The 26,963-nt window shown below is 63.5% G+C and carries 26 protein-coding genes and 1 pseudogene; 10 read left to right on the top strand and 17 right to left on the bottom strand.

The genetic code is table 11. The features are described 5' to 3' along the window. Positions 1–100: 100 nt before the first annotated feature. The gene (locus ACFUCU_RS15485) at positions 101–409 is read right to left on the bottom strand and encodes a hypothetical protein (RefSeq protein WP_377973366.1); all 309 of its coding nucleotides are present in this window, start codon (positions 407–409) and stop codon (positions 101–103) included. 244 nt (positions 410–653) lie between these two features. On the opposite strand from ACFUCU_RS15485, the gene mobC reads away from it, so the two are divergent. The 4 genes from mobC to ACFUCU_RS15465 all read left to right on the top strand — a co-directional run bounded on the left by mobC (position 654) and on the right by ACFUCU_RS15465 (position 4,405). After that, the gene (gene mobC, locus ACFUCU_RS15480; RefSeq protein ID WP_377973365.1) at positions 654–1,052 is read left to right on the top strand and encodes a plasmid mobilization relaxosome protein MobC; all 399 of its coding nucleotides are present in this window, start codon (positions 654–656) and stop codon (positions 1,050–1,052) included. Continuing rightward, on the top strand, positions 1,049–2,689 hold the full coding sequence (locus tag ACFUCU_RS15475) for a relaxase/mobilization nuclease domain-containing protein (RefSeq protein ID WP_377973364.1): 1,641 nt from the start codon (positions 1,049–1,051) through the stop codon (positions 2,687–2,689). Before mobC ends, ACFUCU_RS15475 begins: the two co-directional genes overlap by 4 nt. A 32-nt stretch (positions 2,690–2,721) precedes the next feature. Then, on the top strand, positions 2,722–3,954 hold the full coding sequence (locus ACFUCU_RS15470; RefSeq protein ID WP_377973363.1) for a hypothetical protein: 1,233 nt from the start codon (positions 2,722–2,724) through the stop codon (positions 3,952–3,954). A gap of 235 nt (positions 3,955–4,189) precedes the next feature. Continuing rightward, positions 4,190–4,405 carry a hypothetical protein gene (locus ACFUCU_RS15465; protein WP_377973362.1) on the top strand — a complete coding sequence of 72 codons (216 nt, stop codon included), beginning with the start codon at positions 4,190–4,192 and terminating at the stop codon, positions 4,403–4,405. Between the two features lie 89 nt (positions 4,406–4,494). On the opposite strand, the gene ACFUCU_RS15460 is transcribed toward ACFUCU_RS15465, so the two are convergent. From ACFUCU_RS15460 to ACFUCU_RS15440, 5 genes are all read right to left on the bottom strand, one after another. Next, positions 4,495–5,532 (bottom strand): alkaline phosphatase family protein, encoded by a 1,038-nt coding sequence (locus ACFUCU_RS15460; protein ID WP_377973361.1) that lies wholly within the window; start codon positions 5,530–5,532, stop codon positions 4,495–4,497. 229 nt (positions 5,533–5,761) lie between these two features. Then, complete coding sequence (locus tag ACFUCU_RS15455) at positions 5,762–6,505, bottom strand: ABC transporter permease (RefSeq protein WP_377973360.1); 744 nt, start codon at positions 6,503–6,505, stop codon at positions 5,762–5,764. A 14-nt stretch (positions 6,506–6,519) separates the two neighbouring features. Beyond that, positions 6,520–7,260: an ABC transporter ATP-binding protein gene (locus tag ACFUCU_RS15450; RefSeq protein ID WP_377973405.1), complete on the bottom strand. Its 741-nt coding sequence runs from the start codon at positions 7,258–7,260 to the stop codon at positions 6,520–6,522. Positions 7,261–7,631: 371 nt separating this feature from the next. After that, a complete protein-coding gene (locus tag ACFUCU_RS15445) occupies positions 7,632–8,096 on the bottom strand; it encodes an SRPBCC family protein (protein WP_377973359.1) in 465 nt (154 codons plus the stop codon). A gap of 41 nt (positions 8,097–8,137) precedes the next feature. Then, entirely contained in the window at positions 8,138–8,572 is a 435-nt protein-coding gene (locus ACFUCU_RS15440; RefSeq protein ID WP_377973358.1) for an SRPBCC family protein, read from the bottom strand. A gap of 335 nt (positions 8,573–8,907) precedes the next feature. Between ACFUCU_RS15440 and ACFUCU_RS15435 the strand changes: the two genes are divergently transcribed. From ACFUCU_RS15435 to ACFUCU_RS15425, 3 genes are read left to right on the top strand one after another with little or no spacing between them, the layout of a single operon-like run. Then, positions 8,908–9,213 carry an ArsR/SmtB family transcription factor gene (locus ACFUCU_RS15435; protein WP_377973357.1) on the top strand — a complete coding sequence of 102 codons (306 nt, stop codon included), beginning with the start codon at positions 8,908–8,910 and terminating at the stop codon, positions 9,211–9,213. A 48-nt stretch (positions 9,214–9,261) separates the two neighbouring features. After that, positions 9,262–10,242, top strand: coding sequence for a TIGR03086 family metal-binding protein (locus tag ACFUCU_RS15430; protein ID WP_377973356.1), 981 nt, complete (start codon positions 9,262–9,264; stop codon positions 10,240–10,242). A 51-nt stretch (positions 10,243–10,293) separates the two neighbouring features. After that, positions 10,294–10,632 carry a YciI family protein gene (locus ACFUCU_RS15425; RefSeq protein ID WP_377973355.1) on the top strand — a complete coding sequence of 113 codons (339 nt, stop codon included), beginning with the start codon at positions 10,294–10,296 and terminating at the stop codon, positions 10,630–10,632. A 948-nt stretch (positions 10,633–11,580) separates the two neighbouring features. Here the strand turns inward: ACFUCU_RS15425 and ACFUCU_RS15420 are convergent. Together ACFUCU_RS15420 and ACFUCU_RS15415 are read right to left on the bottom strand one after the other, a co-directional pair. Next, positions 11,581–12,276, bottom strand: coding sequence for a response regulator transcription factor (locus tag ACFUCU_RS15420; protein WP_377973354.1), 696 nt, complete (start codon positions 12,274–12,276; stop codon positions 11,581–11,583). A gap of 888 nt (positions 12,277–13,164) precedes the next feature. Further along, a pseudogene (locus ACFUCU_RS15415) lies at positions 13,165–13,416 on the bottom strand (DUF6221 family protein); the annotation flags it as partial. 282 nt (positions 13,417–13,698) lie between these two features. On the opposite strand from ACFUCU_RS15415, the gene ACFUCU_RS15410 reads away from it, so the two are divergent. After that, on the top strand, positions 13,699–13,959 hold the full coding sequence (locus ACFUCU_RS15410; RefSeq protein WP_377973353.1) for a VOC family protein: 261 nt from the start codon (positions 13,699–13,701) through the stop codon (positions 13,957–13,959). A gap of 232 nt (positions 13,960–14,191) precedes the next feature. On the opposite strand, the gene ACFUCU_RS15405 is transcribed toward ACFUCU_RS15410, so the two are convergent. The 4 genes from ACFUCU_RS15405 to ACFUCU_RS15390 all read right to left on the bottom strand — a co-directional run bounded on the left by ACFUCU_RS15405 (position 14,192) and on the right by ACFUCU_RS15390 (position 18,176). Further along, positions 14,192–15,235: a YhcG family protein gene (locus ACFUCU_RS15405; protein WP_377973352.1), complete on the bottom strand. Its 1,044-nt coding sequence runs from the start codon at positions 15,233–15,235 to the stop codon at positions 14,192–14,194. A 975-nt stretch (positions 15,236–16,210) separates the two neighbouring features. Further along, positions 16,211–16,432 (bottom strand): hypothetical protein, encoded by a 222-nt coding sequence (locus tag ACFUCU_RS15400; RefSeq protein ID WP_377973351.1) that lies wholly within the window; start codon positions 16,430–16,432, stop codon positions 16,211–16,213. Positions 16,433–16,593: 161 nt separating this feature from the next. Beyond that, positions 16,594–17,001: a large conductance mechanosensitive channel protein MscL gene (gene mscL / locus ACFUCU_RS15395; RefSeq protein WP_377973350.1), complete on the bottom strand. Its 408-nt coding sequence runs from the start codon at positions 16,999–17,001 to the stop codon at positions 16,594–16,596. A gap of 521 nt (positions 17,002–17,522) precedes the next feature. After that, positions 17,523–18,176, bottom strand: a complete 654-nt coding sequence (locus ACFUCU_RS15390; protein WP_377973349.1) for a GntR family transcriptional regulator — start codon at positions 18,174–18,176, stop codon at positions 17,523–17,525. A gap of 106 nt (positions 18,177–18,282) precedes the next feature. Between ACFUCU_RS15390 and ACFUCU_RS15385 the strand changes: the two genes are divergently transcribed. Continuing rightward, positions 18,283–19,725: a purine-cytosine permease family protein gene (locus ACFUCU_RS15385; RefSeq protein ID WP_377973348.1), complete on the top strand. Its 1,443-nt coding sequence runs from the start codon at positions 18,283–18,285 to the stop codon at positions 19,723–19,725. Continuing rightward, complete coding sequence (locus ACFUCU_RS15380; protein WP_377973347.1) at positions 19,722–20,378, top strand: flavin reductase family protein; 657 nt, start codon at positions 19,722–19,724, stop codon at positions 20,376–20,378. Before ACFUCU_RS15385 ends, ACFUCU_RS15380 begins: the two co-directional genes overlap by 4 nt. Before the next feature lie 84 nt (positions 20,379–20,462). Here the strand turns inward: ACFUCU_RS15380 and ACFUCU_RS15375 are convergent, their stop codons facing one another. The 5 genes from ACFUCU_RS15375 to ACFUCU_RS15355 are packed head-to-tail and all read right to left on the bottom strand — an operon-like array spanning position 20,463 to position 26,961. Beyond that, on the bottom strand, positions 20,463–20,885 hold the full coding sequence (locus tag ACFUCU_RS15375; RefSeq protein ID WP_377973346.1) for a DUF4913 domain-containing protein: 423 nt from the start codon (positions 20,883–20,885) through the stop codon (positions 20,463–20,465). An 11-nt stretch (positions 20,886–20,896) separates the two neighbouring features. Beyond that, a complete protein-coding gene (locus ACFUCU_RS15370; protein ID WP_377973345.1) occupies positions 20,897–22,666 on the bottom strand; it encodes a type IV secretory system conjugative DNA transfer family protein in 1,770 nt (589 codons plus the stop codon). Continuing rightward, positions 22,663–24,249, bottom strand: a complete 1,587-nt coding sequence (locus ACFUCU_RS15365; RefSeq protein WP_377973344.1) for an ATP/GTP-binding protein — start codon at positions 24,247–24,249, stop codon at positions 22,663–22,665. The genes ACFUCU_RS15370 and ACFUCU_RS15365 overlap by 4 nt, the downstream gene beginning before the upstream one ends. Further along, the gene (locus tag ACFUCU_RS15360; protein ID WP_377973343.1) at positions 24,249–25,757 is read right to left on the bottom strand and encodes an SCO6880 family protein; all 1,509 of its coding nucleotides are present in this window, start codon (positions 25,755–25,757) and stop codon (positions 24,249–24,251) included. Before ACFUCU_RS15360 ends, ACFUCU_RS15365 begins: the two co-directional genes overlap by 1 nt. Continuing rightward, a complete protein-coding gene (locus ACFUCU_RS15355) occupies positions 25,744–26,961 on the bottom strand; it encodes a hypothetical protein (protein ID WP_377973342.1) in 1,218 nt (405 codons plus the stop codon). Before ACFUCU_RS15355 ends, ACFUCU_RS15360 begins: the two co-directional genes overlap by 14 nt. Positions 26,962–26,963 lie beyond the last annotated feature (2 nt).

The raw sequence follows: 26,963 nt of genomic DNA, 5'->3' as shown, positions 1-26,963 counted from the left end.
TTGTGTGCAGCCGGTCAGGTGGGTCCCGTCGTCCCCCTGTGTGCGGGAAAAGCAGCGGAGCGGTTGGGCTTTTGCCGTGCCCAGGTGGGCGAGGGGAACGTTACTGTTCGTCGCTGACTTCGCTGCCGGAGGCGGCATCTGAGGCAGCCGCGGTGGTACGTGCGGCGTTCTTGCGTCGGCGGCCGGCAGCGGCCGATTCCAGGCCCAGCTTCTTCAGTTCCTCCGGGCTCCAGCCGTCCTTGGTGGCACGTACGTAGGCGCGCTTGTCCTCGCGCTCTGCCTCGGCAAGTTGTTCGCGGAGGTCAGCAATCCGCTGCCGCGTCTTGACCAGGTCCGTGACGGACTCGATACGGGAGTCAAGCAGCGCTTTGGCCTGATTGCGTGTCCGTTCAATGTCGATGGTTGCCATGCCTCCAGCCTAGCGCTTGGGTCCGAAGATAGACCGGAGCAACCACTCCGCGAGCGGGGATGGCTGGACGGTCACCTCCGCCCGGGTGACTCAGAAGCGAAAAGTCGGTCTGACGGAGCAAGCTATACACTTACACGGGTGTAAATGGTTGCCGCGCTCGACGCTGACGGTCGAGTGCGGCACACTTGTCAGTGTGGTCCCCGGTCTCGGGGTCGCTGCGCTGGGCATGGAAGGGATGGATTGGATGTCGGATGAGCAAGCTCCCCGCCGTTTCAATCTGACGCGCCGCCGCCGCGAGAATTCGCCCGCAGGGACGAAGAAGCGCCGTGACCTGTGGGTCACTGCCGAAGAGGAAGCGGCTCTGGTTGCCCGCGCCGCCCGGGACAAAGTGACCGTCCCGAATCTGCTGATCAGTTCCGCACTTTCCGACGCGCAGGAAACAACGGTGGAGCGGCGCGCCGCTATCGCCGAGCTGATGTCTCTGCACAATCTCCTGGCTCGTTCATCCAACAACATCAACCAGCTCGCGCGACAGGCCAACGCGACCAGCGAGTTCCCTGCCGAAGCGCGGGAAGCGCTGAAGCACATCCGGTCCGTAGCGATGCGTATTGACCTGACCATCGAAGGGCTGATGCAGGGATGATCCCGAACATCACGCGCGGCTCCCGGATGAGCGGCCTCATGGTCTACCTCGCGTCGACCGATGAGAACAAGACGAAGAACGCACACACCGATCCGCACCTGGTCGCCGGCGACGCCGCGATCATGGCGTGGTACGACGACGGTGTCCTGGACCGTGACGACGCCCTGGCTATTGCGAAACACCTGGACCAGCCGCGCAAGGCGTACGGGGTGTCCGTGCAGATCAAAGACATGCAGTGGGATGCGTCCAAGAAGGAACGCATTCACGTCGGCTACAAGGACGCCAGCGTGTGGCACTGTTCGTTGAGCTTGCGCGCCGAGGAAGGCTCGCTGACGGACCAGCAGTGGGGGGATATCGCCAACGACTTCGTGGACGCTATGGGGTTCACCGAAGCCAGCGGCAAGGCACAGTGCCGGTGGGCAGCGATCAACCACGGCACAAGCGAGAACGGCAACCACCACATCCACCTGGCTGTGTCCCTGATCCGCGAAGACGGCACCAAAGCATCGACGCACGGCGACTACAAAAAGGCACAGCAGACCTGCCGTGAGCTGGAGGTCAAGTACGGCCTCGAACAGCTCTCCAGCGTGCACGCCACCCGCGGCTACGACCGCGCCGAGAAGGCCACCGCTGTCCGCGACGAACGCGAGATGCACCGGGCCTCTCTGGCACGAAAGGTACGCGCCAGTGCCAGCGCTTCAGCGACCGAAGATGAGTTCGTCCGCCGGGCCCGCGACACCGGGTTGCTCGTGCGCCCGCGCTACGCAAAGAACACCACGGACGTCATCGTCGGCTACTCCGTGGCCGAACGACCCACGCCCGGACAGCGGCCCATCTGGTTCGGCGGCGGGACCCTCGCCTCGGACCTGAAGCTAGGCGCCCTGCGTGAGAACTGGATGGACTCACCTCAGCTGGCCACGGCCGCTGCAGCAGAGTGGAACGCGGCAGCCCGCAACCGCCGCACCGTGTCGAAGACGGGTCCCGAGAACGGAACACCGCCGGAAAAGATGTGGGTCGAATACACCCGTAATGCGACCGCACTGGCAGACCAGTTGCGGTCCATTCCCCGCGACGACCACGCGACCTGGGCGAAAGCAGCACGAGACGTCTCCGGCGCCTTCGCAGCATGGTCGCACCGGCTCGAAACAACACCCGGACCGCTCGCCGCCACCGCCGCGGAACTGTCCCGCACGGCCCAGCTCCGGTCGCCGCGCCAGCACGGCAAGCCGGTCGCCCTGCCCTCCATTGCGGGCGCTGCCATGTTGTTCATGGCAGCCTCAAGCAAGAACAAGTCTGCGGCGCAGACAGCCCTCATGGTCCAGCTGATCAACACCGCGTTTGTGGTCTACGAAATGCACCAGCAGTCCGGACGAACGCGTGAGGCCCAGCGCATCCGGGCAGTCGTCGAGCAGCAGCTGGCACCGTTCACCGCGACCATGCCGAAACCGGTCCTGGTAGGCGCCGAACAGCAAGCCGCGACCGGAGCTGCCGCGCCGGCCAGAGCCGTCGATATTGCCCGGCGCGGAGTGGTGCCGATCCGTCCAGGTTCGGCAGTGCCACACACACCGACTCCGGCGACTCCAGCGAAGAGCTTCCAACCCAGCCGACGCGACACCGGGCCGGGCCTGGACCGATAAGACGGATACCACCTAGTGCAAAGGGGAACACGATGAGTGACGCTGATGGAATGGATGACGTTGTCGACGGCGGCCTCCGGCAGTCGCTGATGATCGGCTCACGCATTGCCGAAACGCTGGCCCGTCGCCGGCAGGAATCCCAGCGCCAGGAAGAACACGCAGCCACCCAGGCAGCCTACGAGGCGAACGCCCGCCTCACAGCCGAGCGCAGCGCAGCACGCGCGGCCCTCGCCCCGGTCAACAAAGGCCAATGGTGGGACAAGGCCCAGCCGCGGGACATCGCCACGGCGTACACCGCGGCTGAATCGTGGAAGAATCACGACCCCGCGGCCCTGGCCGCTTCGGAGAAGATCCGGCAGGAAGTCCTCAACCGGTACGGCATCGACACCCGCGACGTCGCAACGAACGCCGCCTCCCTCGAAGCTGGCATCCAGAACGCCGCAACCGACAGCACACGGCAGGACGCGCTTGCGCGCAGCCAGCAAGAAACCCGGGACGCCGCCGCCGAGCACGAGAAGGCCATGAGCCTCCTGGCCGCAGCCAGCATCGAAGACCTCCGCGCCCAAGCAGCTGTGCTCGCACCCGAAATGGAACGCCACCAGGTCCCCGTCGAATACCTGGCCAACCCCGAACTCGCGGCCGCCCTGCAGACCGCCCACGCGGCGAAAACCCCCGCAGCGGTAGAAGCCGCGGACGCCACCGTGAAGGAACGTCTCTTCCTCATCGGCAAGGACGGCATCAACGGCCCCGACATCCACCAGCTCCGAAAGGAGACAGCTGAAAACGTGAATGGTGCTGGCATCGAACACTTCGAAGACCCTGGCTTCGTTCAGGCCGCAAAAGAGATGCACGAAACCAAACTCCTGGCTGAGGCCGGCTTCACGGGCTCGGAACGGACCCCGATGGAACAGCGGTACGAACTGGCCGAGAAAGAACTCTTCACCCGTTTGGAAAGCGTCGGGCGCGAAATCGAGGATCGGGTTACAGGTAACGACAGCAGCCGGCTCAAAGACCAAGGCCTAAAGGCAGAAACCGCGTCAGGCGCCGGGTACGGATCAGTTGATCATCTGGGGAAGTTCGCGGACTCGTTGGAGAACACCGGGGCAAACGAAGCCCAGATCCGTGGACGGCTCGTTGCGGCCCGAAGCGAAGGTACTCACCCCAGCGCAGCCGCGACCATGGGGAAGGACGCAACTAAGGCGCGAAAGTCCCGCACCGGTGCAACCGTCGGCGCGCAGCGGGGGAAAGGCGGGCTCTCCCGCTAATCGGCGGCTCAAAGTCAGCGGGATTCACCGTCCAGTGACATGACACCCGCTTTCTCGAATGCGGCGCCCAGCTGCTTCAGGCCGTGATCACACGACCGGTACGGCCCGCGGCGAGGGCGGGTGTCCGCCGCAGCGGGGCGAGGAGGCGGCCGATTACGGTTACGTGCGGGGCGTCTCCGGGGCAGTATGGAGGGGTGACTTTTTATGATTCGGCACGTCCTACGGAAGGCGATTCATGAATGAGGAGGAACGACGGCAGTATTTTCTGGTCAGGGCCGTCGTGCAGATCCTGAGTGGTGCCCTGATCGGTGCGTTGATCTGGGCTTTGGTTCCGGATTCCGGGGCGCTTCATTTGCTTCCGGCCGGGATCGGATGCGTCGCGTCCATTCCCTTGGTGGCGGCTTCCTACGGCCTGATCAACGGGACAACGCGCCGGCCCGAGGGTGAATGACCAAGCCCCAGGTGAGGGACAACCGATCCGGCGCTAAAGACCTCTGCATCGTCGGCCGCGGCGGGGTCGCTCACGGCGGGCAGATGGTCCTAAGCCCCTGACCGGTACACGTCTGCACCGAAGGTGTTGACGCCGGATTCCGCGGCGCCGCCCAGGTGGGGGAGGGCGAAGAAGTCCTCCAGGCTGGCCAGGAGACTGAAGTGATTGTAGGGGCGGTCCGACGTCGCCCCGGAGGGTGAGAACGGGGAGATGACCAAGGCGCCGACCTTGCCTCCCTCAGTGCCTCCGGTAACTCCGGTGGAAGGTCCGACGGCGCCGCCGTCGGCTTCGTCGAAAGTGATGACGAGCATCCCGTCCTGGCGGAAGGCCGGGGAGGAAAGGATGGCTGGAACCTGGCTTTTAAGCCAGGCGTCAGCGGTTCCCAAGCCCCCGGCGGTGCCGTCGACGCAAGGGCTGTCGTGGGCGTCGTGACAAAGGTTCGGGGTGATGTAGGACAGGTTACGGGTGGTGCCGACCGATCGCAGGTCTTGCTGGAGCGCGGAGTAGTTCACCACATTCTTCGCGCAGTCAGGGCTGGAGGTGACCGAACGGAAGTACATGAAAGGGTTGTGGCGGGTGCCGTACTGGTCGCCGGCAACGGCGGCAACGTGTGCGTCCGGAGCGCCCAGGTCAGGGTGCTGGCAAGGAGAGGACATGTCCTCCATGTAGCCGCGCCAGGTTTTACCGGCGCCGCTCAGTTGCCCTGCGAGGGTCGGCACGTCGACCGGAAACACGCAGCCGTCGCCCTGCAGCCGGCCCTGGGCATCGACCCCGGTTGAAGTAAACGGCGTGTAGGTATGGCAGTCCTGCTTGGTGCTGTCGTTGGGAAGCTGCCCGGAGATCTGGGCGAGGTAGTTAGGCAATGAGTTGTGCGAGATGCCGTAGTAGTTCCTCAGCAGGACGCCCTGGGAGCGGAGAGTTCCGGAAAGGTACGGCGCCGGTGAACCGCTGCCCCAGACACGGTCGTAGCCTTTGTTCTCCAGGTTGATAACGAAGACGTGCCCCGGGGTGCCGGCCCGGGCCGCGGGAGTCCCCGGCTGAGAGGGATCGGACGCCGATATCGACCCGCAACCCGAAACGGCCGCCATCACCGACGTCAGAAAAACCAGCAGGCCCAGGAAACGCCGCCTGCTCCGAGAGCTCTCGGGTCCGATTCTGCCAAAGCGGACTACATCAGTCATGGACTCTCCCGGTGGCTTAGCGCAGTACCCTATCCGATTCCGGAACCATGTCACACGTAAGCCCGCATCCAGCAGTACGTTTGCTTCGAGTTGCCTGCCAATTTACTACCCTGTCAGATGGATCATGGTTCTTCGATTATCGGATCTGCCGTCGCAACGTCAGGGAGGCGAGCACCAGGACCGCGACAACCATCGTCGAGACCGCCACGATATCGTGCCACATTGCGGGTGTGGCTTCGGCATGCCCTGCGACCTCCTGAAGCGCGTCGACCGAGAACGTCAGCGGCAGCACGTTGGAGATCGATTCAAGGACCCCGTTCATCCGGGACCGGGCGACGAAGAGTCCGCAGAGCAGGATCTGTGGGATGACCACTACGGGCATGAACTGCACGGCTTGAAACTCCGTGCGTGCAAAAGCCGAACACAACAGTCCCAAGGCCACACCGAGCACGGCATTGATGACCGCAATCATGACCACCAGGCCCGGGCCGCCTTTGATGTTGAGGCCGAAAACCCAGTACGCCACCGCGGTCGCCACCACCGACTGGAGGGCAGCCATGATCGAGAAGGCCAGGGCATAGCCGAAGAGGAGGTCTGCTTTGTGGATAGGAGTGGTCAGCAGCCGCTCCAGAGTCCCTGAGGTCCGCTCCCGCAGCATTGTTATGGAGGTGACCAGGAACATGACCACGAACGGGAAAATGGCAAGCATCACGAGGCCCGCGCGATCAAAGGTCCGAGGGAGCCCCGGGGGCAGGTTTTCGTTTTCGAACAGGAAGTAGACGGCAGCGAGCAGCAGTGCCGGGACCACCAGGATCAGGGCCACGCTGCGGTGGTCGTGGCGAAGCTGATCCAGGACTCGGCCCGCCGTGGCCAGCATCATCCTATGGTTCATCGCTACGTCTCCTTCGCCTTTGCCGCGGGGTCCGGCTCCGGGCCGCTCTCCGCTGTCCTGATGATGCTCAGAAACGCCTGTTCGAGGTCAGTGCTCCCTCCGCGCTCGGCGAGCTCGGCTGGTGTGAGTCGCGCCAGCAGCTGGCCGTTGCGCAGCAGCAGCAGTGACGAACAGTGCGAGGCTTCTTCCATGACGTGGCTGGATACCAACAGCGTCGTTCCGGCCTGAGCCATCGCGGCAAAGCGCTCCCATAAATCGGCGCGAAGGACCGGGTCGAGGCCCACCGTCGGTTCATCGAGTACCAGGAGTTTCGGATGCGAGACCAGCGCACAGGCGAGTGAAACCCGGCTGAGCTGGCCCCCGGAGAGATCCGCGGTCCTTCGGCGGGCGAAAGGTTCCAGGCCGACGGCGGCGATAGCTGCTGCGGCGTCGGCCCGCCCGAGACCATACACGGCGGCGAAATACCTGACGTTGGCCTCCACGCTGATGTCGGTGTAAACACCCGGCGCTTGTGCCATATATCCGATGGCGTGCCTCAGCGTGCGCTCACCGGCTGGCCGGCCGAGCACACGGAGAGATCCCTCGCTGACCTTCTGAGCGCCGACAATGGCGCGCATCAAGGTGGTCTTTCCACTGCCGGATGGTCCAAGGAGACCCGTTATCCGGCCGGTTTCCACCGTGAAGTCAAGACCCCGCAGAATCTTCGTGCGCCCCCGTGAAATGTGCAACCCAAAACCCTGCACCGCGGGGGCAGTGACTGGGTATTTCCCGGCACCGCTCCCGGTTTCGTCAGCTGGGGCGTATGACACCGTGGCCTCCCGCGGATCCATCCTCATATCGTTTGGTTGATTGAAACCTAGGCCCGCAAACTGCTACCGTCAAAGGCTGGTCACTGAGGCCGGGAAACGAAGTTTGGGTCACTGCGACGGCCGCGCGGAAGAGCAACCGATCGATGGATACCATGAGACGGTTCCTGGCCCGGAACCGCTTGGGCGCAAGCACGCGGGACGTGCTTCCAGGAGGTTCCCGCCGGTGGACATCCCTGCGTAGCCGTGGGCCTAATCCTTAATGTGGCAGCGCGCTCAAGCCAAATTCCCGCCGGCCGGTTTTTCGCTTAGGCGCGCCGCTGTGCAGCGGCAGCCAGAGATGCCAGTCCCTTCTCGAAGTCCCCACCGACCATTTTGTCCATGTTCATAAAAAGGGCAAAGACTTTCCCGATGCCCTTGTTTTCGCCGGTCATGGACCAGGTCACCTGGGTGCCGTTAGCCGTCGGGGCGAACGTGAAAGTGGTCGGGTTGACCGTCTTGAAGGGCTTGGTGAACTCCAGACGGATCCTGATGGTGTTCGGCTGGGAAGATTCAACGATTTCCATCGTGCCGGAACCGGCTTTGCGGTTGCCGCTCCAGGCGTACCCAGCGCCGACCCCTGAGTCGGGGCCGGTATAGCTGCGCTGCATGGCCGGGTCAACTGATTCCCAGGGTGACCACTTGGTCCACTCGTGGAAGTTGTTGACCAACGGAAAGATTTCCTCTGCCGGAGCCGGCATGATTGAGGTGCGGGTGACTTCATAGGTGGACATGTGGCAATCCTAGGGTGTGGCCGGTCCAGTCAGTAGAACATTCAGGCTTCTTCGAGGACCCGTTTCAGTTCCTGAAGCTGACCGACCTCGGCCTTCATAGTTTTGGTGATAAATCTGTCGAGAACCCTCATGAGGCCGGACGCCTTGAGGTCCAAAATGAACCGGACGGTCGTTCGGTCTCCGGACTCTGTCAGCAGGTACTGGCCTTCCGGGCGTGCGGGGCCGGCGATGACCTGAAAGGCCAGCGACCGGCCGGGGTCTGAGGCGGTGATCCGGTAGTCGCCCTGAATCGACCGGCCGCCAGGCCCGGTCATGGTTTGGCTGTAGACGGCCCCGGTTTCGCCGGGGGCACCGCTCTGGAGAGCAATGCTGCGCACGCTCCGACGCCATGCAGGGTTGTTCAGTCCGTTAGCCAGGAACGCGTACACCTCCGTCGCGGGACGATCGATGGTGATCTCGCTTTCGGCGTGTGCCATGGGGATCCTCTCTGGGGTGGGAGCGGTGGTAGATGATGTGAGACTACCCGCACTTCGGTCTGTCGGGGCTCGGGAAGCCGGGCGTACAGTCCGAAACGGCGAATCCAGATGGTCAGGTCCTTTCTCAAAATGTTGGCCCAGCGACTGTCAGCCTCCGGGCGTGGACGCCCAGGACACATGATGTCGTCGACACGGCCACCATCAATCAGGTGACGAACGGTGACAGCTGGCTCTAGTGGCAAGCACGCAGTGGGGGAGCGGGCACGGTACAGCCCGTTCCCGACGCCTTGCGCTATGCGTTAGCGTCCACTAACGTATTTCTTGTGTTGGATGCTTTGGAGATAGCCGCAGAGCCGAATCGGCGCCGGCTGCTGCACCTCCTGGCGCGCCGAGAACAGACTGTAGGGGAGTTGGCCGCGCACTTTACGGTGAGCCGTTCTGCTGTATCCCAGCACCTGCTGCTACTGGAGCAGGCCGGACTGGTGGCTGCCCGCAAAGAAGGGCGGAACAGGTTCTACAAGCTCGACCCAGGGGGCATGGGCCGGCTGCGTGAACTCGTCGAGCAGTTCTGGACCGATGAACTGGATCTTCTGGTCTCCGATGCAGCAGAACTGGCAGCCCAACGCCGAGGCCCGCCGTAACACCCCCAGCCACATTCGGATAATTCCCAAACCCTAAGGACCCCTGCCATGAGCTTCGATAAAACCATCCACCTGCCCGTCGGCGCCGACGAGGCATTTGCCCTCATCACCGACCCTGAGCGTCTGCGCCGCTGGCAGACGGTCGCCGCACGGGTCGACCTTCGGATCGGGGGCGAATACCGCTGGACAGTCACCCCGGGCCACCACGCGGCCGGCACCTTCCAGGAGATCGAACCGGGAAAACGCGTCGTCTTCACCTGGGGCTGGGAATCCGGAATGGACCTGGCGCCCGGGGCATCCACCGTGACCATCACGCTCGAGCCCGACGCGGAGGGCACCTCGCTGCGCCTGGTGCACGACGGACTCACCCCCGAACAAGCCGCTGCGCATGCCGAGGGCTGGAACCACTACCTGGACCGCCTCATCGCCGAAACCTCCACCGCTGCCGGCGCCGGACCGGACGAATGGGCCGCAGCCCCCGAAGGGATCGATCCCCTCAGCTCGGCCGACGCATCACTCGCCGTGCTCCTGGGCGTGCTGCGCAAGCTCACCCCCGCTGACCGGGACAAAGCAACCCCCTGCGCGGACTTCACCGCCCACGAACTGCTCGAGCACCTGGCCGGATCGCTCAGGCAGATCGGCGGAGCCCTCGGCGCCGCCGTGACAGACCACCCGGACGCCTCTCCCGAGACCCGCATCGCCGCCCTGGCACAGACCACCCTGGAGGCCTTCACCCGCCGAGGCACGGAGGGCACCATCGACATGGGCTTCGCCGAACTCCCGGCCACCGTCGTGGCCGGCATCCTGAACCTTGAACTCCTCGTTCACGCCTGGGACTTCGCGAAAGCCACCGGACAGGACCTCATCGTCTCCGACGTCCTCACCGACTACGTCGAGGGCCTTGCCCAGCTGACCATCTCCGAGCAGGTCCGCGCCAGCGGCAGCTTCGCCGCCGCCCAGCCCGTCGCCGAAAGCGCCGGAAGCCTGGAGCGCCTTATCGGGTTCACCGGCCGAACCGTAGCCGCCTAAAATCCTCAACCCCAGAAATCCGCAAGAAAAACCAAAGAAAGCAGGAACACCATGTCCAAGTTCGTCTTCATCTACCACGCCCCCATGACCCCGGCAGAAGCCGCACCGCCTTCCCCCGAGGACATGGCCGCCGTCATGGAACAGTGGAACATCTGGGCCGGCAAAGTCGGCAACGGCCTGCTCGACTTCGGCACGCCCCTGGCCAACGGCGTCCGCGTTTCCGCCGGGGGTGCGACGGCACCGAGCACCCGAGAAGTCGCCGGCTACAGCATCATCGAGGCCGACAGCCTTGAGGAGGCCGTGGAGCTGGCCAAGGTCCACCCGCACCTGAACATGCCCGGCGGCTGCGCAATCGAAGTCCACGAAGCCCAGCAGATCCCCGGAATGTAACAGCCCCGTATCGGGAACACGTTGACGGCAGCTGCGTTCCTGTCAAGAGCGGAGTGCGTCGCTGGGCGGAGCCGTGGTTGTGTTCGCGGGGTACATCGGCATCTTTGTTGTCGCCCAGGTTATCGAAAACGCTTCACGGCTGGCCGCTGTTCGCAGCCTCGGTGCCACAACGGGTCAAGGCTGTTTGCCAGGTCGTCCCAACGGCCAACCCCTGGAGGCAGGTGATCTGAAGTCACCCCGGAAGATGGTTCCCTGGCCGCTCCTGACGGGAAACAAGAACTGACCAGGCCGGCCTTGGAACTCAAAACCCGGCATGGTCCTTGTTTCCAGCAAGATGCCTATTTGCGGTTAGCCGCAGAGCGCAGCCTAGCCATCCGATCGACCGGTGGGTTGCAACAGGCTCAAACGCTCGGCCAACCGTTGACGACGTCCGAGATCAGCTCCACACTGGAAACTGGCCACTAGAACCAACCCTGGTGGACGCCCTGAAACGCCCTCGCGCACACGGTTGCCCCCAACCAGCACGGGGGCGTTTCGCCAATAGGGTGCTTTTGGCTTGCGCCGAGGTGGGTTCCTTCATACGCCCCATGGACTGTTTAGGGAACGATCTCCGTTCGGAGATAGGCAGTCTCCGGTCACCGAACCACCGCTACCGAACACCATCGACATCTCACGCACAGCCGATGTGATCATTCTGATTGCTCATGGCCTCTCAACTTTCCCGCATGCAGTCCCCACCGCGTCGCCTGCAATTGCCCAGATCGCTGGGCGTCACGCGGAGGCTCTCACAAAGCCTCAGCAACTGGCGCGGACATCGAGAGCATCGACCGGGCCTTAGCCGTGAAATGCAAGGCCGCACCGGACTCCGGGTGGACGTGCCCAGTATGGATGACCCGGATTTTCACCCGGGACGTTCCAGAGACCAGCCAGGGGTTGCTCCTGGCTGGTTCAGCTCACCTGAGCCGGACGGATCAGGTAACCGGCGCCACGTCGAGTGTGGATCATCGGCGGTCCGGCCGCGTTTATTCTCTGACGAAGATAAGAGATGTGGAGCTCGACGTTGTTGGCGCCCCGTACGTTGTTGTCCGGCCAAATTCGATTGGCCAGTTCGCCCTTGCTGATCACCCTTCCGGGGTTTTGCATAAGGAGTCCCAGGAGCGAGCACTGAGTTTTTGTAAGCGGGATCTCATGGTCTCCTCGGCGCGCAAGCAGGCACCGGGGACGGAGTTTCAGGTCTCCTACGGTGAGTTCCGGATCCGAGGCACTTACCGCAGTTCGGGTGAGCCACCGCAGCCTCGACGCCACGTCCGCGGCCGTAAAGGGCGCTGTCAGATAGTCGTCTCCGGGCCGGGTGCCTATGCGGAGCAGATCTTCGAAGGACTCGGTGGTGGCCAGGAATAGGACGGGGGTGTGGGGGTCTGAACGTCGGGTCCGCGCAACATCGGCAACAGCGCGCTCGGCGTCACCAGCATCAACAATCAGGACGGCAGGCTTCTTGACGCCGGGACTCTCGGCCACGACGGACGCCAGCCACCCTGCGTTTTTCAGCTCCCGGGCCATGATAACTCCCGCACGCTGGTTCGGGTGGCTGATCAGGACCGGTCCAAGAGCCGCGCGATGCTCGACTTCATCCGGGTGATTCACTGCGCCTGGAGTGGTAGGGCAAGACATGAAGCAATTATCCAGGACGTGGGCGGCGCCATCGTGGAGCGGGCCTCGGCGCTGCCGGCAGAAGGGACTCAGCCGCTTAAGTGATGACGCGTGTTGAGAAGAATGTCGCAGGGACATGAGGTCTTGCTCGGGGTTCGCTTGAAGCACCCCGCGGTGTCCGGGTGGTCAGAGGCGGAATCAAATCTGGCTTCCTCGAAAATCACGGCGCCATCGGCGGCTTCGAAGACCGCGCCCGGCCCGGCAACACAATGACCACCAAACACGGACGATGTCGACGCCACGGTCCTCGGCGCGGACCCGGTAACGCAAGAACTGCCCCGCGCTAGCCAGGGGCCTGGCGTCATGCGCGGGGCGGTTCCGGAGGTGATACCCAGTGGTTTAGCCGGGCGATCCGTTTCAAAATATGCCCGCGACTTGAGTGGGTCAATAGGGGCATCCGCAATGCGGAAAGCTGCGCTGACCACAGGACACCGATTGGGACCGCGTGAACTTGCGTTGGCCGTGGCTCTCCGGATTCCTCCAATATCGGAGGGTCCACCCCTGAAACGCCCCCGCGCACATTGCCTTCCCCAAGGCCAGCGCGGGGGCGATTCTTTGAGGAGAAGGTAGCGCCACCCCCAAAGACAAGTTGGCTGGAACCACCGACTTGAGAGGGACGCTACTAGGCTTCGGTCGCAATAGCCATAGGTTGACCGGGAGGTTACCAAAAACGTACGTTTGCTGAGGCTCCCAGATCCCCCATGTACGGGGAGCCATCGAAACGCCCCCACGCCCAGCCGCCCCCAAATGGCTCCCGTGGGGGCGTTCCTATGCTTGACCCTTCAACTTCCTGCGCTATCATCTATCCGTTGATCTCTTCGCTTAAGAAGCGGGCGGGGAGACCAACATCTTCCCAGGTGTCGACGCGCCAGAGCTATATCGCCACCCCGCGGGATAATCCGGGTGCCTCAGGAAAGCGGCCGACAGGATCGCGAGCATGGCCACGGCATCAGGACAGGCTCTTCGCCGATCGTCGCCCGGGAGCGAAACATCTGCAAACTCGGCGCGCCGCTTCCAATTGTCGATGATGGCCCGCTTCTGAGCGCAGTCGGCCGGCTTCTGCGTCGCGAGCGACGCTAACCGTCCGGTCCCCTCGCTATCGGCGTGGGCGAGGCACTCTCCCCCTCGGCGATGCGTGCCTCATGGAAGTCGACATTGTTCAGCCGAGAATCTTGCCAACATTGAAGCATGACTTCGTTCACGCTCACCGGGACCACTTACGAGTATGTGCAGGAGCCGCCAGGACATCTCGAAGGCACGCATTTCTATGGGTAGGGGAGCCACCCCGGCGCCACTTTCGGGCTCTGGGAGGCCAAGGCACACCACGGCATCGCCCGCCACGGCGAACCCGGATCCGTGACTTGGGACGAGTTGCACACTCGCGACTACCAGCGATCCCGGGACTTCTACGCGCAGGTCTTCGGCTACGCCTACACCGACTTCGAGGGCGGGGACGAATTCACCTACGCCACCATCGAACGCGCTGCAGACTCTCAGACCGTCGGGGGAATCAGCCACGACACCTCCTTGGCGGAGGGAATGCCCAACTACTGGCTCACCTGGTTCGCCGTCGCCGACCCGGACGCCACCATCGAGCAAGCCCACCGGCAGCCCTAGACAGTGGAGTTTTCGTGCGGCTCAATTATCCGCCCATATTCAGCACCATGAGGCTTGGGCTGGCGGCGGACCAGCTGGCCTACAGGGTCAGCATTGGGCATTCCAGACTTCCGACAGGATGACGCCATTCAGCCCCATTGCGCAATCGCAATCAACCCTGTTAGATTGACATAATCTTCATTATCGGCGCGAAAAATTGGCCGGGGGAGAAGGCCCGGATGGGCCGTCAGAGCTACGCTTCGCCGGCGTCGGGTTCGGCCCATTCCAGGGCTGCGACGAGGTGTCCTTCGTTGGGCAGCGCCTGTTGTTCCGCTGCAGGGAGCTTGTCGTAGGTGTAGGCGGCAACAGCCATGGGCGAGGTTGCCCGGCCGAGGCTGTAGCGGACGCTGCGGTCGTTCTTCGTTCCGCAGATCAGGATGCCGACCGTTTCGTTGTGCTGGTCTCGGCGGAGAGTGTCGTCCACCAGGGCAACGTAGAAGTTGAGCTTTCCGGCGTACTCGGGCTTGAACTTGCCCGTCTTCAATTCAACCACGACGTAGCGGAGCTGCTCGATGTGGAAGAAGAGCAGATCAACGTAAAACTCGTCACCGTCGACGTCGAAGGGCACCTGCCGGCCTACGAATGAGAAGCCAGGGCCCAGCTCGCGGAGCGTTTCGGTGATTCGACTTGTCAGCGCGTTCTCAAGATCGCGTTCGGCGATCTCGCCGGAGAGGCCGAGGAACTCGAAGTTGTAGGGATCTTTCGCCATCTGCTGGGCCAGCTCCGAGTCAGGAGCGCCGAGCTGCCGGTCGAAGTTCGATGGCGCCGTACCTGTGCGTTCCATCGAACGGTTCATCAGCATGTTGAGCAGCACGTTCCGGGACCAGCCGTACTGGACGGCCGCGGCTGCGTACCAGTCACGTTCCTCGCTGGTGGCTGCCTTGTCCAAGATCGTGCGGATGTGGCCCCAGGGTAAATGTGCCACAAGCTGTGGCACATTCTCGGTGCTCCCCCAAGCCCGGACCATGGCGGTCATGTACTGCAGGTTCCGGTACGAGAGGCCCTTCATATCAGGGAACGCCACAGCGAGATCATCGGCAAGCCGCCTAACGACGCCGCTCCCCCACCCCTGGGCCTCCTGCCGACCGATGATGTCCCTGCCCAGCGACCAATAGAGCTCGATGACCAGAGCGTTCACGGTCCGCTGCGCCTGAACTCTTGCCCCCGCAATGCGGGCCTTTAGAGCCTCCAGCAACTCCACGTAGTTCGCTGGCAGGTCGATTTCCGGAGACACCATGCCCCAACCCTATCTTCCGGCAAATGTGCCACAGCCTGCGGCGCATTTGCCGGAAATTAGCGGCACTCGTGAAGGGGGTGCGCTGTAACCGCGCAAACATGTCTTTTTCTGTTGAGCCCTTCGGCGGCGTCGGGTTCGGCCCATCCCAGGGCGGCGATCTGGTGTCCTTGGGTGGGCAGCGCCGACTACGTCAAGTGGCGCTTCCTCGAAGGACTTGACGAAGTCGACCTTACGGAAAGATCGAACGCCGACATTGGATCCTTTGAGGCAAAGAGACCATCTTTTCTGCCTGTCGTACTTCAGTAGGTCTGCTGGCGGACGGCGGTTGAGAACGGCATCCGTCCATGTAAATACCCGTAGTCGTACTCAAGCAGAACGTCGTTGGGTTCGGCTCGGCGGAGCGCCTAGGGAAGTCACCGATTCACTGGAAAGCACTGGGACGGGAGAAGCCCAGATCCGTGGGCGGCTCGTCGAAGCCAGCGGCGAAGGCGCAGACCCGAGCTCAGCCATTTTAGGGACGGGTGTAGCCACAGCGAGGACGACCGGCGCAGGTGAGGTCATCGGTGCGAAAAGAACCAAGAGCGGTCCTGCTCGGTAAGAGCCTCTCACCGATCGACTGAGAAGCCGTTTTAGCAGGAACCGGCCAGGGAGGGGCCGAGGCCATCGCTACCGCAGGGCTGGCGACCACCCGCCTGCGAGGAATCCGGGCTGTCCGCGCTTCTTGGACGGCCGTCCTCGGTCCGGACGATCCTTGAAGTTGGCGAACGGCGTTGGACCGGGCGCCAAGAAGTCATCCGACGGTGGAGGAGCCGCCCCGCGCTAGCTAGGGGGCTAACGTCATGCGCGGGGCGGCTCAGGAGGTGATGCCCAGTGGTTGAGCCGGGCGATCCCTATCAAAATACGTTTGGCAGGCTAACAGGTCAACGGGTAGTTGCTAGGTTCCGATCGTGCTGGGAAGTTCTTCCTGCTGCAGGGTCAACCGACCTTGCCGGAGAGCGCGACCAGTACGCCGGCCGTAGCAAAATACTTGTTGCTTCCCAGATCTCTGAGGGTTTTGATGCCCATGCCGGCAAGCAGTTCGTCGTGCTTTTCGGTCAGGCCGGCGAGTGCCGATGGCGGAGCCGACAAGACTTCGTCCAGAGTCGAGTTCTCGTAGGCCTTGTCCAATGCCTTGCCAAGTTCAATCGAAACAGCCACTTTCATGTCCTTTCATTGATGACGAAAACAACAAAGCCAAACGTGCGGCCGTAGGAGTGCCAGGATGCATTCCTGAACCCTAAGAGCACGCTACCGCAACCTTGCCCAGTACAACATCGCTTGATTGCGGATATTGGCGAGGTTTTGGGGCGGAGGCTTGATTAGGACCGACGGTCTTGCCGTAAGGCATCTCGGATCTCCGTGAGGAGTGCAATTTGCGGGTCTTCGGCCGCTTCTTCCTTGACATCCTGTTGGATGCCCAGGCGCCGGTTGCGGCGCTCGATCATGTGGTTCATGGGCACGATGATAACGAAATAGATAGCTGCCGCCACGAGCAAGAAGTTAACGATCGCGGTGAGCAGAACACCGAATTTAATGTCGTTTCCGTTGAGGGTCACGACGGCGAAGCTATCGAAGTTCGGTGAACCGACCAATGCCGCGATGAACGGCATGAGAACGCTTTGAACTAGGGCCGTGACAACGGCGCCGAAGGCGGCCCCGATCACGACGGCGACGGCAAGGTCTACGACGTTGCCCTTCATGATGAAGTTCTTGAATCCTGTCAGCATGGAGCAAAAGTACATCCACCGCCCCGTCCATGGCCACCACCGACGCGATATTCTGCCGTAGTCTCTTCTGACGGAGCCACGATATCCATTTTTTGAATCGAGATAGTCTTTGTTATCGCCGCCGAAAATTGCCCAGTAAAAGCATTTGGGCGGGCTATCGGTTTACGCCTCGGCGATGTCGGGTTCGGCCCGCTCCAGGGCGCCGAGGAGGCGTCTTCATCGGGCAGTGCCTGATGTTCCGCCGCGCGGAGATCGTCGAAGGTGTACAAAGCGACGGCCACGGGCGACGTGACCCGCCCGAGGCTGTCTGCCTCGATCCAGCTCCGATGACGAGGGCGTCTCTCATACGTACACGGCTGCGCGCTCAAGCTTGACGAGAGATCGGTTTCGAAGATTCACCGCCAGAAGAGTAGTTGCGAAGTACTCCGTTGGTTTGGCCACAGATCCTTAGCTGCCGGATTCTAGATGGGAATGGTCCGCACGTCCGGGAACCAGCCTGGCAGGGCTGTGGGTAAACCCTGTCATGAAGAGCCGGCCCGGGTGTGAATTGTCCGGTAGGCAAACTCCACCAGGTAGTCGTTAAGGGCGTGGCTTGCCTTCTCCGCGCCCTCCGAGTCGCGGTCCAGAATTGCGTGGAGGATGCGGGCGTGGAGGCGTGAGCCCTGACTGATTTCAGGTTGTTCATCACGAACGTGGGTGATCCAAAACCTGCGTGAAAGGCCCTGAAGGGGCGCCATGGCATCCGCCAGGTACTCGTTGTGGCTTGCGTTGACGATCATCAGGTGGGTTTCCTTGACCGTCTCGAGGTACTGCCGGAGTGTGAACCGGTCAGCTTCGAGCAGCTGAACCATTTCGTGCATGGCCTCGCGGTCGTTGTTCGTTGCTGTTTGGCATGCCAGTCTCACGGCCAGGGCTTCCAGCACGCGGCGGAGCTCGAGCATGCGCAACTGAGCTTCGACGGATGCAGGCGGGACGAGGACACCCTTGTTCGGATGGATCTCAACGAGCCGGTTACGGGCCAGTTGCTGGAGAGCCTCTCTGACCGGGGTCCGGCCGAGGCCCGTCTTTTCCATTAGGACGGCCTCGGAGACGAGTGAGCCAGGTGTCAGTTCCTGAAACACGATGAGCCGCTCAATCTCCTCGTAGGCCTGTGCGGCCTTTCCCTGCTGCATCATGAAACAACTCTAACCGACCCCATTGCACAACCGATATATTGGTCGCATACTAGTGTGACGCAGGCTACTCCGAGCCTCCCAACTTTCTACAGATTCGAGGTCAGCAATGGCGAAGACCGTCACCGTTGAGCGGCGTTCCATTGACTTCATCCCACCCGAAGAACGGCACGGAAAGCCCCGTAGCCTGCTGTTCATATGGTTCGCCGCCAACACATCCATAACCGCGGTCGTGACGGGCGCTTTGTTCGTGATCCTGGGCAACAGCGCCTTATGGTCCATTCCCGCCATCATCCTCGGTAACGCTGTGGGCGGCTTCTTTACGGCACTGCACTCAGCACAGGGCCCCAAGCTCGGGGTCCCCCAGATGATTCAGAGCCGCGCGCAGTTCGGCTACTTCGGCGCCATCCTGCCGCTCGTCCTGGCGCTGATGATCTATGTTGGCTTTTACGCCACAGGCTTGGTCCTCGGCGGTCAGGCTATCGGTACCCTGTTCGGGGTCTCCCCGCAGATGGGCGCCACGATCTTCGCACTTATGTCGACCACCTTGGCGATCATCGGATACCGCTACATCCACAAGTTCTCGCACATTGCGGCGGTCCTGAGCGCCGTTGTGTTCGTGATCCTGCTCGTCCGCATCATCACCGATGGGAACATCGGCGCGGCGGTCGAGACGAACGCCTTTGACGGCGCGGCGTTCGTCCTCGGCATTTCCCTCTCCGCATCGTGGCAGTTGACTTTCGGCCCCTACATCGCGGACTACTCGCGGTATCTACCCGAAGACACCCCCAAGAGGGCCACAATCGGCTGGACCTTTCTGGGCAGCGTCCTTGGCGGCTCCTTGGCCATGATCCTCGGCGCGCTGGCGGCAGCCCTTGGCGGCAAAGCCTTCGGGCATGACCAGGTCGGATACCTCGCCGGCCTAGGCGGGGCGATCTGGCCGCTGGTCCTGCTCGCCGTGATCCTGGGCAAGCTCACCGGCAACACCCTCAGTTCCTACGGCGGGTACATGTCGCTCGCCACCATCATCACAAGCCTCACCGGACAGAACCGGGTCGGGCCGCGGCAACGCTCGCTCTACGTCGTGGTGATTTCCGCTGTCTCCCTGGCAATTGCACTAGCCGCCACCGCCAACTTCCTGACCAACTTCACAAACTTCCTGCTGTTCCTGCTCTACTTCATGACACCCTGGTCGGCCATTAACCTCGTGGACTACTACTGGGTCCGCAAGGAGCGGTACAACATCGCCCAGCTCTTCCTCCGTGACGGCGAATACGGCCGCTTCAACCAAGGCGCCTTCCTCGCGTACGCAATCGGCGTGCTCATCCAGATCCCATTCATGAACAGCTCGCTCTACGTGGGCCCCATCGCCAACCTGCTTGGAGGCGCAGAGATTGCCTGGCTCATCGGCCTCGTCGTCGCCGGCGGCCTTTACTACGCCACATCCCGGAACGTTCGCAGACGACCCCTCCCCGCCCCCGACTCCATCGCGGAACAGCGCCGTGAAGTCACTCTCCCCGCAGCCGCAACCACCTCCAAGGAAACCCCGTGAAATACGATCCCGCACTTGAACGCAGCCCGCTGCCATATTCACCCTTCAAAAGCTGCACCGTCCCCAGACCCATCGGCTGGCTCTCCAGCATCAGCCCGGACGGCGTGGAGAACCTGGCCCCCTACAGTCAGTGGCAGAACCTGACTTTCGATCCCCCCATGGTGATGTTCTCCGCCAACCAGTACCCGGACGGCCGCAGGAAAGACACCGTCCTAAACGCAGAGCAAACCGGCTGGTTCGTATGGAACATGGCCACCTACGACCTTCGCGAAGCGGTCAATATCAGCGCCATGGCCCTGCCATTCGAGGAGAACGAATTTGACCACGCCGGCGTCACGAAGCGCTATGCCGAGCTCTCCCCCACACCCATGGTGGCCGAAAGCCCTGTCCATTTTGAGTGCAGGTACCTCTCGACCCACCGAATGACAGGTAACTCGAACGTTGGAACCATCGACATCGTCTTCGCACAGGTTGAACGGATTCATATCAACGACGAGGTCCTCACCGTCGATGGGCGGCTCGATATCCCGAAAATCCGGCCCCTGGCCAGGATGGGCTACCACGACTACGCCTCCATCACGGAGACCTTCGAGATGAAAATCCCCCACGCGTCCGACGACGAAGCCTACGGACTCTCCGGCCAGCCCGCATAGGTATCCCTAGCCCGAAGCCCCCGCTCAATGACACTCGAGCAGGGGCTTCGGCCGTGCGCCCCCCGCCCCATACCCCCTGCTGTGCTAAGCCCTCGCATCCGGGAACCAGCCCTCAGGTGCCCGTTTTGGTTCGAGGTGTTCAGGGTCGCGGTGTTTTTGCATGTCGCATTTGTAGAACGGCCCGCGGGGGTCCAGGAGCACGCTCATGTGGTGGTCGGCGTGGTCTCTGTACCAGACGCTGATTCCCGTCGCCCCGTCGAGCCTGAGGTGTTCCCATGCCCGCCACAGGGCTTCTATCCGGCTGACGGCTTCTGGATGGAAGTACCACTCGATGCACCATTTGGCGGCGCGGCCGTCGACGTCGCGGACGTAGGTAGGCAGCAGCTGCTCGTGAAGAAAGTCCTCGGCCGAGCCGTAAACCAGCTGCGGTGCCTTCTGATCCTCCGCTGCGGTATCTCCCGGCGTTTCGGGGTCGAGTGAGCCGAAGAGGCCGATTTCGGTAGTCATCTCAGACCCTCTTAGCCCGTCACCCAAGGGTTGGTGCCCGTAGCGGCCGCGGCCGGGACATGCTCATCCTCGGGGCGGGGACTGTACTGCTTGATGGACGCCTCAACGGCGTCCTTGTGTGCCCCGGTGTACCAGGGCATGGTGCGGACCAGGGTGGCGGGGGCGCCGGAGGCGAGGACGACGGCGCGTCCGCGGTCCAGCTCAGCGAGGTTGGAGACGTCGAAGATTCGTTCCTTCCCTTCCTGGCGGGAACGGCTGGACCCGGATTTGCCGGAGCTGATGGAGACGTTGGTGTAGCTGTAGTCGCCGATGAGGTCTGAGAGGGCGCGGAGGAATCCTTCTTCGGCGACGCCGCCGCCGTAGACCTTGACGTTCGCGGCGGACCAAATTTTCCGCATGTTCGCCTCCCCCCACAGCTCGACGCCCTGGGACCAGGACTGCAGGATGCCCATAACGATCAGGCCCTTGGAGCCGTAGTGGCTGAACTGGTCCGGCAGACCGGCCCAGCGGACGACATTGGCCAGTTCGTCCAGAGCAAACAGCGCTGGCTTGGGGAGCCGTCCGCCGCTGCGCTCCGCCCGTTCTTCCATGGCTTCTGCGATGGCGACGGTCAGGGCTGTGGTGAGCGGAGCGGCGGACCCTGCACCTTCTTTGGAGAGGATGTAGATCGTTTCCTGGGACGCGGCGAAGGCGTGAGGGTTGAACTGCCGGCGGGCGTCCATGGCAACCGTCGCGCCTCCGGTGGGGGCGACCCAGCGGAGGGTGTTGCGGCTCTTGAGGCACTGGATCATCTTCTCGGCGGTGCCGAAGATACCGTCGCGCTGCTTGTCCGCGAGCTTGAGCGTGGATTCCAAGCCCCGGTACTGCAGCTCGTAGTCGTACTCTTTCAGGATTTCGATTGGTTCCTGGCTGACCTGCCCGGTGACCCAGAAATAGACCTGCGTGATTGGCAGGTCGCCAAGGGCAGCGGCGAGGAAGTAGGAGGAGAGAATGTCTTCGGCCTTGGGATCGAAGTAAGCATCCGGCTTGGACCCCGGGACGCGTGAGCCGACGGAGAAATGCTGGGTGAGCTTGTAGGCCTTCTCTTCGTCGGTGACGTAGGAGAGCGGGTTCCACCACCAGTCCGGCTCTTCCTGGGCGATTTTCTGCGGGTCAAAGACCCAGACAGGTGCGGTGGCGGCACGGACGCCGCGGGTGCCGTCAACGACGTCCCGCTTGTTCGAAGTAGAAACGACAGCGCCCGGCGCGTCCAGGATTGCCGGCATAACCCGGGAAGTGGACTTACCGGTACGGGGGCCCCAAATATCGAGGCTCAGGTCTTCCCAGGACTGAATGAACGTCTGCCCGGTCGAGACGACCTTGCCCACAACGATGCCCGGCTTGCCGGCGACGCCCAGCCGGTCTGCGGTGGCTTGGGCACCCTTCTCGGAAAACGCAGTGAGGTTCTTACCGCGCCCGAGATACCGGGCGGCTTTGTCGACCCGGGCACGCTTGGAAGCACCCTTCCGCCAAGCCCAGAACACGACTGCGGCCAGGGCGAGGACCAGGCCGGCCATGACCGCCACAACGACGGTCGCCTGCACCGGCCAGATGACTTTGCCCTTCACGAGGCCGGCGATCAGGTCGATGGGGTGTCCCGGAGGCGTTGGCAGGCCGGCCATCCATGAGCCGATGTGCACGGCGGCGTACGCTCCGCCGCCGAGGATGACGATGAAGCCGATAGCCAGCCAGACCAGGATCGCGTCCCCCAGGCCCATGCCTTTACGGTTCGGTGCGCTCACAGTGCGTCTCCTGTCGCGGGCAGCTCCGCGGCCGCGGGGTCCATCAAGGGGGCTGCGGGTTCGTGCCAGCGGGTGTTGGTGTCGTTCAGGCCCTCGGCCCGTTCGATGGAGGTCAGGCCGATCTGGACCGGGATGCCCGGGCGGCCGCCGACCTTGATGAGGAACTTTCCGCGGCCCGGGGGTTCGACGTCGGCGCCGCGGGAGTCCCAGGCGGGCGGGTCCTGCCAGGAGATGAGTTTCTGCTGTTCCTGCCGCGAGAGCGGGATTGCCTGGGTCAGTAGCGGCATTTCTGAGGCGGGGAGGCCGCCGCAGATGACCATGCCGGAGCGTTCAACGAAGCCGCGGGCTTTCATCCGGTCCTCTTCTGCCGGCAGTGCGAGCAGGTCGGACATGGTGTGGGAGATCATGATCTGCCCGACGCCTACGGAACGGTTCAACCGGGTCAGGGCGTCGACCCGGTCGACCATGCCCTTGCCCGAGCGCAGCGCCCGCCACAGCTCGTCCAGGACGACGAAGTAGTTCCGCCGCGGTTCGAGGCCGGCGTCAGCGAGGGCGTTGGCGACGTTGACCGTACCGAAGCCGTAGGACCAGCAGGCCAGCAGCACGGCGGCCTGCAGGTCTGTTTCGGTCTCGTCAATGGTGGAGACGTCGAAGACGACGGCGCGGTCCCGGCTCATGGGGTTGGTGGTTTGGCGGGAGAAGATTTCGCCGAGCTTCCCGCCGCCGGCCAGGCCGAGCAAGGTGGCCTCCAGCGCCCGGGTTTCCTTCAGATAGACGTTGATATCGCCGCGGTCCAGGGCGACCTGGCGCAGCTCGTCGGGGGCGGAGACAATGACGTCGAGCAGGTCTTTGAGGACAGGGACGCCGTCGAACCGGTCATCGAGGACGCGGAGGGCGCGGTCGAGAATGGTCTGTTCCTGGTCCGAGGGCGGGTTGTTCCGGCTGATGGTGATCAGGGAGACGACCATGTTCAGGCGGCGGCCGTGGGCGTCGGCGCGGACGCGGGTGGCGGCCTCGTGGTGGCCGGCATCTTCGAGTCGCTGTGCGACTTCGACAGCCTGGCCGGGATCGAGGATGTTCAGGTACCCGACGCCGCGGCCGAGCTTGATGACCTGTCCGCCCAAGGCCTGCACGGCTTTGACGTGCTCACCTTTCAGGTCGCCCAGGACGAGGGCGTTGACGCCCTGAGCGGCTAGCCCTAAGAACATGCGGCGGACCAGTGTGGACTTGCCCAGGCCCGGCTTGCCGAGGATGAAGGCGGACGGGTTGGAAATCAGGCGGGCCCGCTGGAACCAGCTGATCGGGTCGCAGCAGACGGTGGCCTGGGTTTCCTCGTGCCGGCCCAGCGGCACACCGATCATGGGTGAGGACGCGCCCGAGGAGAACGGCCACAGGCCGCAGACCTGAACAGTGGTGCCGCGGTATTCGGTGACGGAAGGAACGAGCGCGGCCATGCCGCCGCCGCGTCCGGTCCAGCCGCGCGCGCCCGGGCCGGCGTCCCGGGCGGGGCGCTTCTCCGGACGCGCCGCTGGTTCCTTTACTGTCTTTGACTTCTTTGCAGTCAAAAGGCGCATGCGGGCCATTAGAGCGCGTCCTTAATCTCGGAGGGCACCATGCTGTGTTTGGGCAGGACCAGTCCCAGGGGCAGGGACGCGGCGAAGGCTGTGTCCTGGGATCCGTAGGCCCGGCGCAGCAGCACCCGGGCGGTGCCGGAAGTCTGCTCGATGGCGGCAACGGCGTCCGCGAGGCGTTCCTTATCGGTGACGGTGGCGGTGACGACCATGCCGAAGTTGACCAGGCCCGCGCCCTGGGCTTCCTCCTGGGCGGTCTGCACGGCGGACCGGGCATCGACCAAGGCGCGGGCCGAGGGGCGGGTCCCGGAGGTGATGCGGACGTTGGCGTTGTTCTGGTCCCGTTCGACCACGGCCGCGGCGCGGGCCGAGTCCATCGGACGGTATAGCAGGGAGATGCGCTTGCGGTCGATGTCCCCGTGCGGGGCCAGGAGACGGGAGAGTACCGAGGAGTTCACGGAGCCGCGGGGCGCGCCGGTCATCGTCCAAGATGCGGAGAATGCGCTGTCGTGGCGGTAGTCGTCCCAGCTCGATTGGGTCGCAGTGGGACCGACTTCGCCCCAGCTCAGGGAGACAGGGGAACCGGCGGCGTGGGCTTCGTCAATGATCAGGGCCGCCGGCGGGTCATAGGCGATCCGGACGACCTCGCAGAGTTCCTGCGCGGACATGGGCCGGGCGATACCGGCACCGGTGGACTGCAGCCGGGCCGAGAGACCCGGAATGCGGGAGGCCAGGTCGCGGGCGACGTCCTCGGGGGTGCGCTTCTTTGATCCAGACCGGAGGGAGGCGTTGAACGTCAGGGAAACCCATGCCCGCACGGTTGCGGAGCCTTCCGGGTAGGTGTCCACGACTTCGCGCAGGATTGCCTGGGCGAAGGCCGGGGCGTTCGGGTCGATGTTCATCTCGACCTCGTTGCGGAGACGGTAGCCGGAGTCTGGCGCGGTTTCGACAGTGACGGCTGCGGCATCCAGCCCGGCTTCGTCGGCGAGGCCGGCGAGCCAGCCGCCCCAGTTCGCCACCCAGGCATCGACCTGTTCAGGGTCAACCAGGGACGCGCCATCGGGCTCGGTGGAGAAGATGACGGTGAAGTGGTTCGTGGCCGGGACGTGCAGGAGGGCGAACGGACGCTTGTAGGAGTCGGAGAATTCGTACAGTGTGGACTTCGCGGCCAGTCCTGGCAGCTGGTACATGCCCCATTCGGTGACCCCAAGCGGGCCGGAACGGTAGAGATTCGTTCCGGAGGACCGGGCGAGGCGGAAGTTCATGCGCGTAGCGAAGCGGTCCACGATGGACTGCCCGTGCTTGTCCTTAACCGTCAGCAGCAGCACAAGCACGCCGGCGACGGCGAGGACGCTCAGACCCGGGAGCAGGCCCCAGATGGCGAAGGTGATAATTCCGACCAGCAGACCGGCCATGACAATGCCGGTGCCGATGGCTCCCAGGCTACCGAGGCCGGCTGAGCGTGGAACCCGCCAGTTGCCGTAGGACGGTTCTTTGTATTCGGTGTTAATTGCTGCCACTGGGGGCCTCCCCGGTTGAGTCCTGTGCGGTTTGCTGTGCGGCCTGAGAGGCCCTTGATGCTGCCTGCGCGCCGGCGGCGACGGCGATGCCGGCAGGGCCGGCAACGGTTGCCGCCTTCGATGCGGCACCTGCTCCTGCGGCTCCGCTGGTGGCGCCAGTTCCCGCGGTTGAAGCGCTTCCGGGGGTGCCCTTCCCAGGTGCCCCGCCGGGACCCATCGACCCGGGCGTACTTTTACCGTTGCCACCGTTGCTAGCGCCGGTACCCTTGCTGCCCCGTGCGCCCCCGCCCAGGCCGGGCTGACTGGCCGGCGTGGGGGACGCATTACCGCGGCCACTGCCGGAACGTCCCATCGACACAGCGCCGGTGGCGATGGCACCTACAGCTGCTCCGGCTCCTCCGCCGGAACCTGAAGCGACAGCTCCGACCATTGGGGTGACGAATCGCATCAGTGCCGGTAGTGCCAGCAGCGCGACAATCATCAAGGCGAAGCCCGTAATGGACCCCAGCAGGACATTGCCCCCGGAGGACCCCATGAGCTTGAAAGCCACCGCATAGACGATGGCCGCGGCGGGCTTGTAGAGAATGAAAGCGATGGTCCAGCCGATGGCTTTCTGGAACCACTGGCGTCCCATCTCAGTGTTGGTGAAGGCTGCGGTGGTGGGAAGGATGCCGGCCAGAATGACCAGCATGCCGCCACGGACGATCATGAGGACAATCTGCACCAGTGATGCCAGCAGACCGACCAGACCCAGAATGATGAGAATGAAGACGCCCACGCCGGTTTGGTTTGTCATGACCAGGATGGCCATCGCTTGCGCGAATCCCTTGCCATCCGTGGCTCGGTCAATAATCGAGGCTGAGAAGGCATCGGCAGCAATCACCAGAATGGAGATCACCGCTAGGCCAAGCCCGGAGACCAGCGTCAGGGTGAGCAAGGACCTGAGCAGGTCTTTCAGCGGCGCCCCACGCTGCTCCCAGATCATCCGGGTGCCCCCCAAGATGACCGAGAGAACTGCCAGGGACAGAGTCCAGTAGCCCAGTTCGGAATTGACGAACCCAACCACGGGGCTGGCCGTGATTCCGTCCTGAGATGCGAGGTTGGCTGTTGGCATACTGACCCAGAAAGTGGAGAGCGTAGTCACCATCTGGCTCATACCTTCCAAGATGGCTTTCGCCATGTTGGTCATGGCGTCGTTGAGCATCC

The organism is Arthrobacter sp. NPDC057259, from assembly GCF_042668995.1.
Lineage (GTDB): Bacteria > Actinomycetota > Actinomycetes > Actinomycetales > Micrococcaceae > Arthrobacter.
Note: the sequence above shows the minus strand (reverse complement) of the source record. Positions and strands in the feature narration are given on the sequence as shown.

Coding starts and splice junctions, on each gene's coding strand:
- ACFUCU_RS15485 (WP_377973366.1), bottom strand. CDS start 409: ATGGCAACCATCGACATTGAACGGACACGCAATCAGGCCAAAGCGCTG.
- mobC (WP_377973365.1), top strand. CDS start 654: ATGTCGGATGAGCAAGCTCCCCGCCGTTTCAATCTGACGCGCCGCCGC.
- ACFUCU_RS15475 (WP_377973364.1), top strand. CDS start 1,049: ATGATCCCGAACATCACGCGCGGCTCCCGGATGAGCGGCCTCATGGTC.
- ACFUCU_RS15470 (WP_377973363.1), top strand. CDS start 2,722: ATGAGTGACGCTGATGGAATGGATGACGTTGTCGACGGCGGCCTCCGG.
- ACFUCU_RS15465 (WP_377973362.1), top strand. CDS start 4,190: ATGAATGAGGAGGAACGACGGCAGTATTTTCTGGTCAGGGCCGTCGTG.
- ACFUCU_RS15460 (WP_377973361.1), bottom strand. CDS start 5,532: ATGGCGGCCGTTTCGGGTTGCGGGTCGATATCGGCGTCCGATCCCTCT.
- ACFUCU_RS15455 (WP_377973360.1), bottom strand. CDS start 6,505: ATGATGCTGGCCACGGCGGGCCGAGTCCTGGATCAGCTTCGCCACGAC.
- ACFUCU_RS15445 (WP_377973359.1), bottom strand. CDS start 8,096: ATGTCCACCTATGAAGTCACCCGCACCTCAATCATGCCGGCTCCGGCA.
- ACFUCU_RS15440 (WP_377973358.1), bottom strand. CDS start 8,572: ATGGCACACGCCGAAAGCGAGATCACCATCGATCGTCCCGCGACGGAG.
- ACFUCU_RS15430 (WP_377973356.1), top strand. CDS start 9,262: ATGAGCTTCGATAAAACCATCCACCTGCCCGTCGGCGCCGACGAGGCA.
- ACFUCU_RS15425 (WP_377973355.1), top strand. CDS start 10,294: ATGTCCAAGTTCGTCTTCATCTACCACGCCCCCATGACCCCGGCAGAA.
- ACFUCU_RS15405 (WP_377973352.1), bottom strand. CDS start 15,235: ATGGTGTCTCCGGAAATCGACCTGCCAGCGAACTACGTGGAGTTGCTG.
- mscL (WP_377973350.1), bottom strand. CDS start 17,001: ATGCTGACAGGATTCAAGAACTTCATCATGAAGGGCAACGTCGTAGAC.
- ACFUCU_RS15390 (WP_377973349.1), bottom strand. CDS start 18,176: ATGATGCAGCAGGGAAAGGCCGCACAGGCCTACGAGGAGATTGAGCGG.
- ACFUCU_RS15385 (WP_377973348.1), top strand. CDS start 18,283: ATGGCGAAGACCGTCACCGTTGAGCGGCGTTCCATTGACTTCATCCCA.
- ACFUCU_RS15375 (WP_377973346.1), bottom strand. CDS start 20,885: ATGACTACCGAAATCGGCCTCTTCGGCTCACTCGACCCCGAAACGCCG.
- ACFUCU_RS15365 (WP_377973344.1), bottom strand. CDS start 24,249: ATGGCCCGCATGCGCCTTTTGACTGCAAAGAAGTCAAAGACAGTAAAG.
- ACFUCU_RS15355 (WP_377973342.1), bottom strand. CDS start 26,961: ATGCTCAACGACGCCATGACCAACATGGCGAAAGCCATCTTGGAAGGT.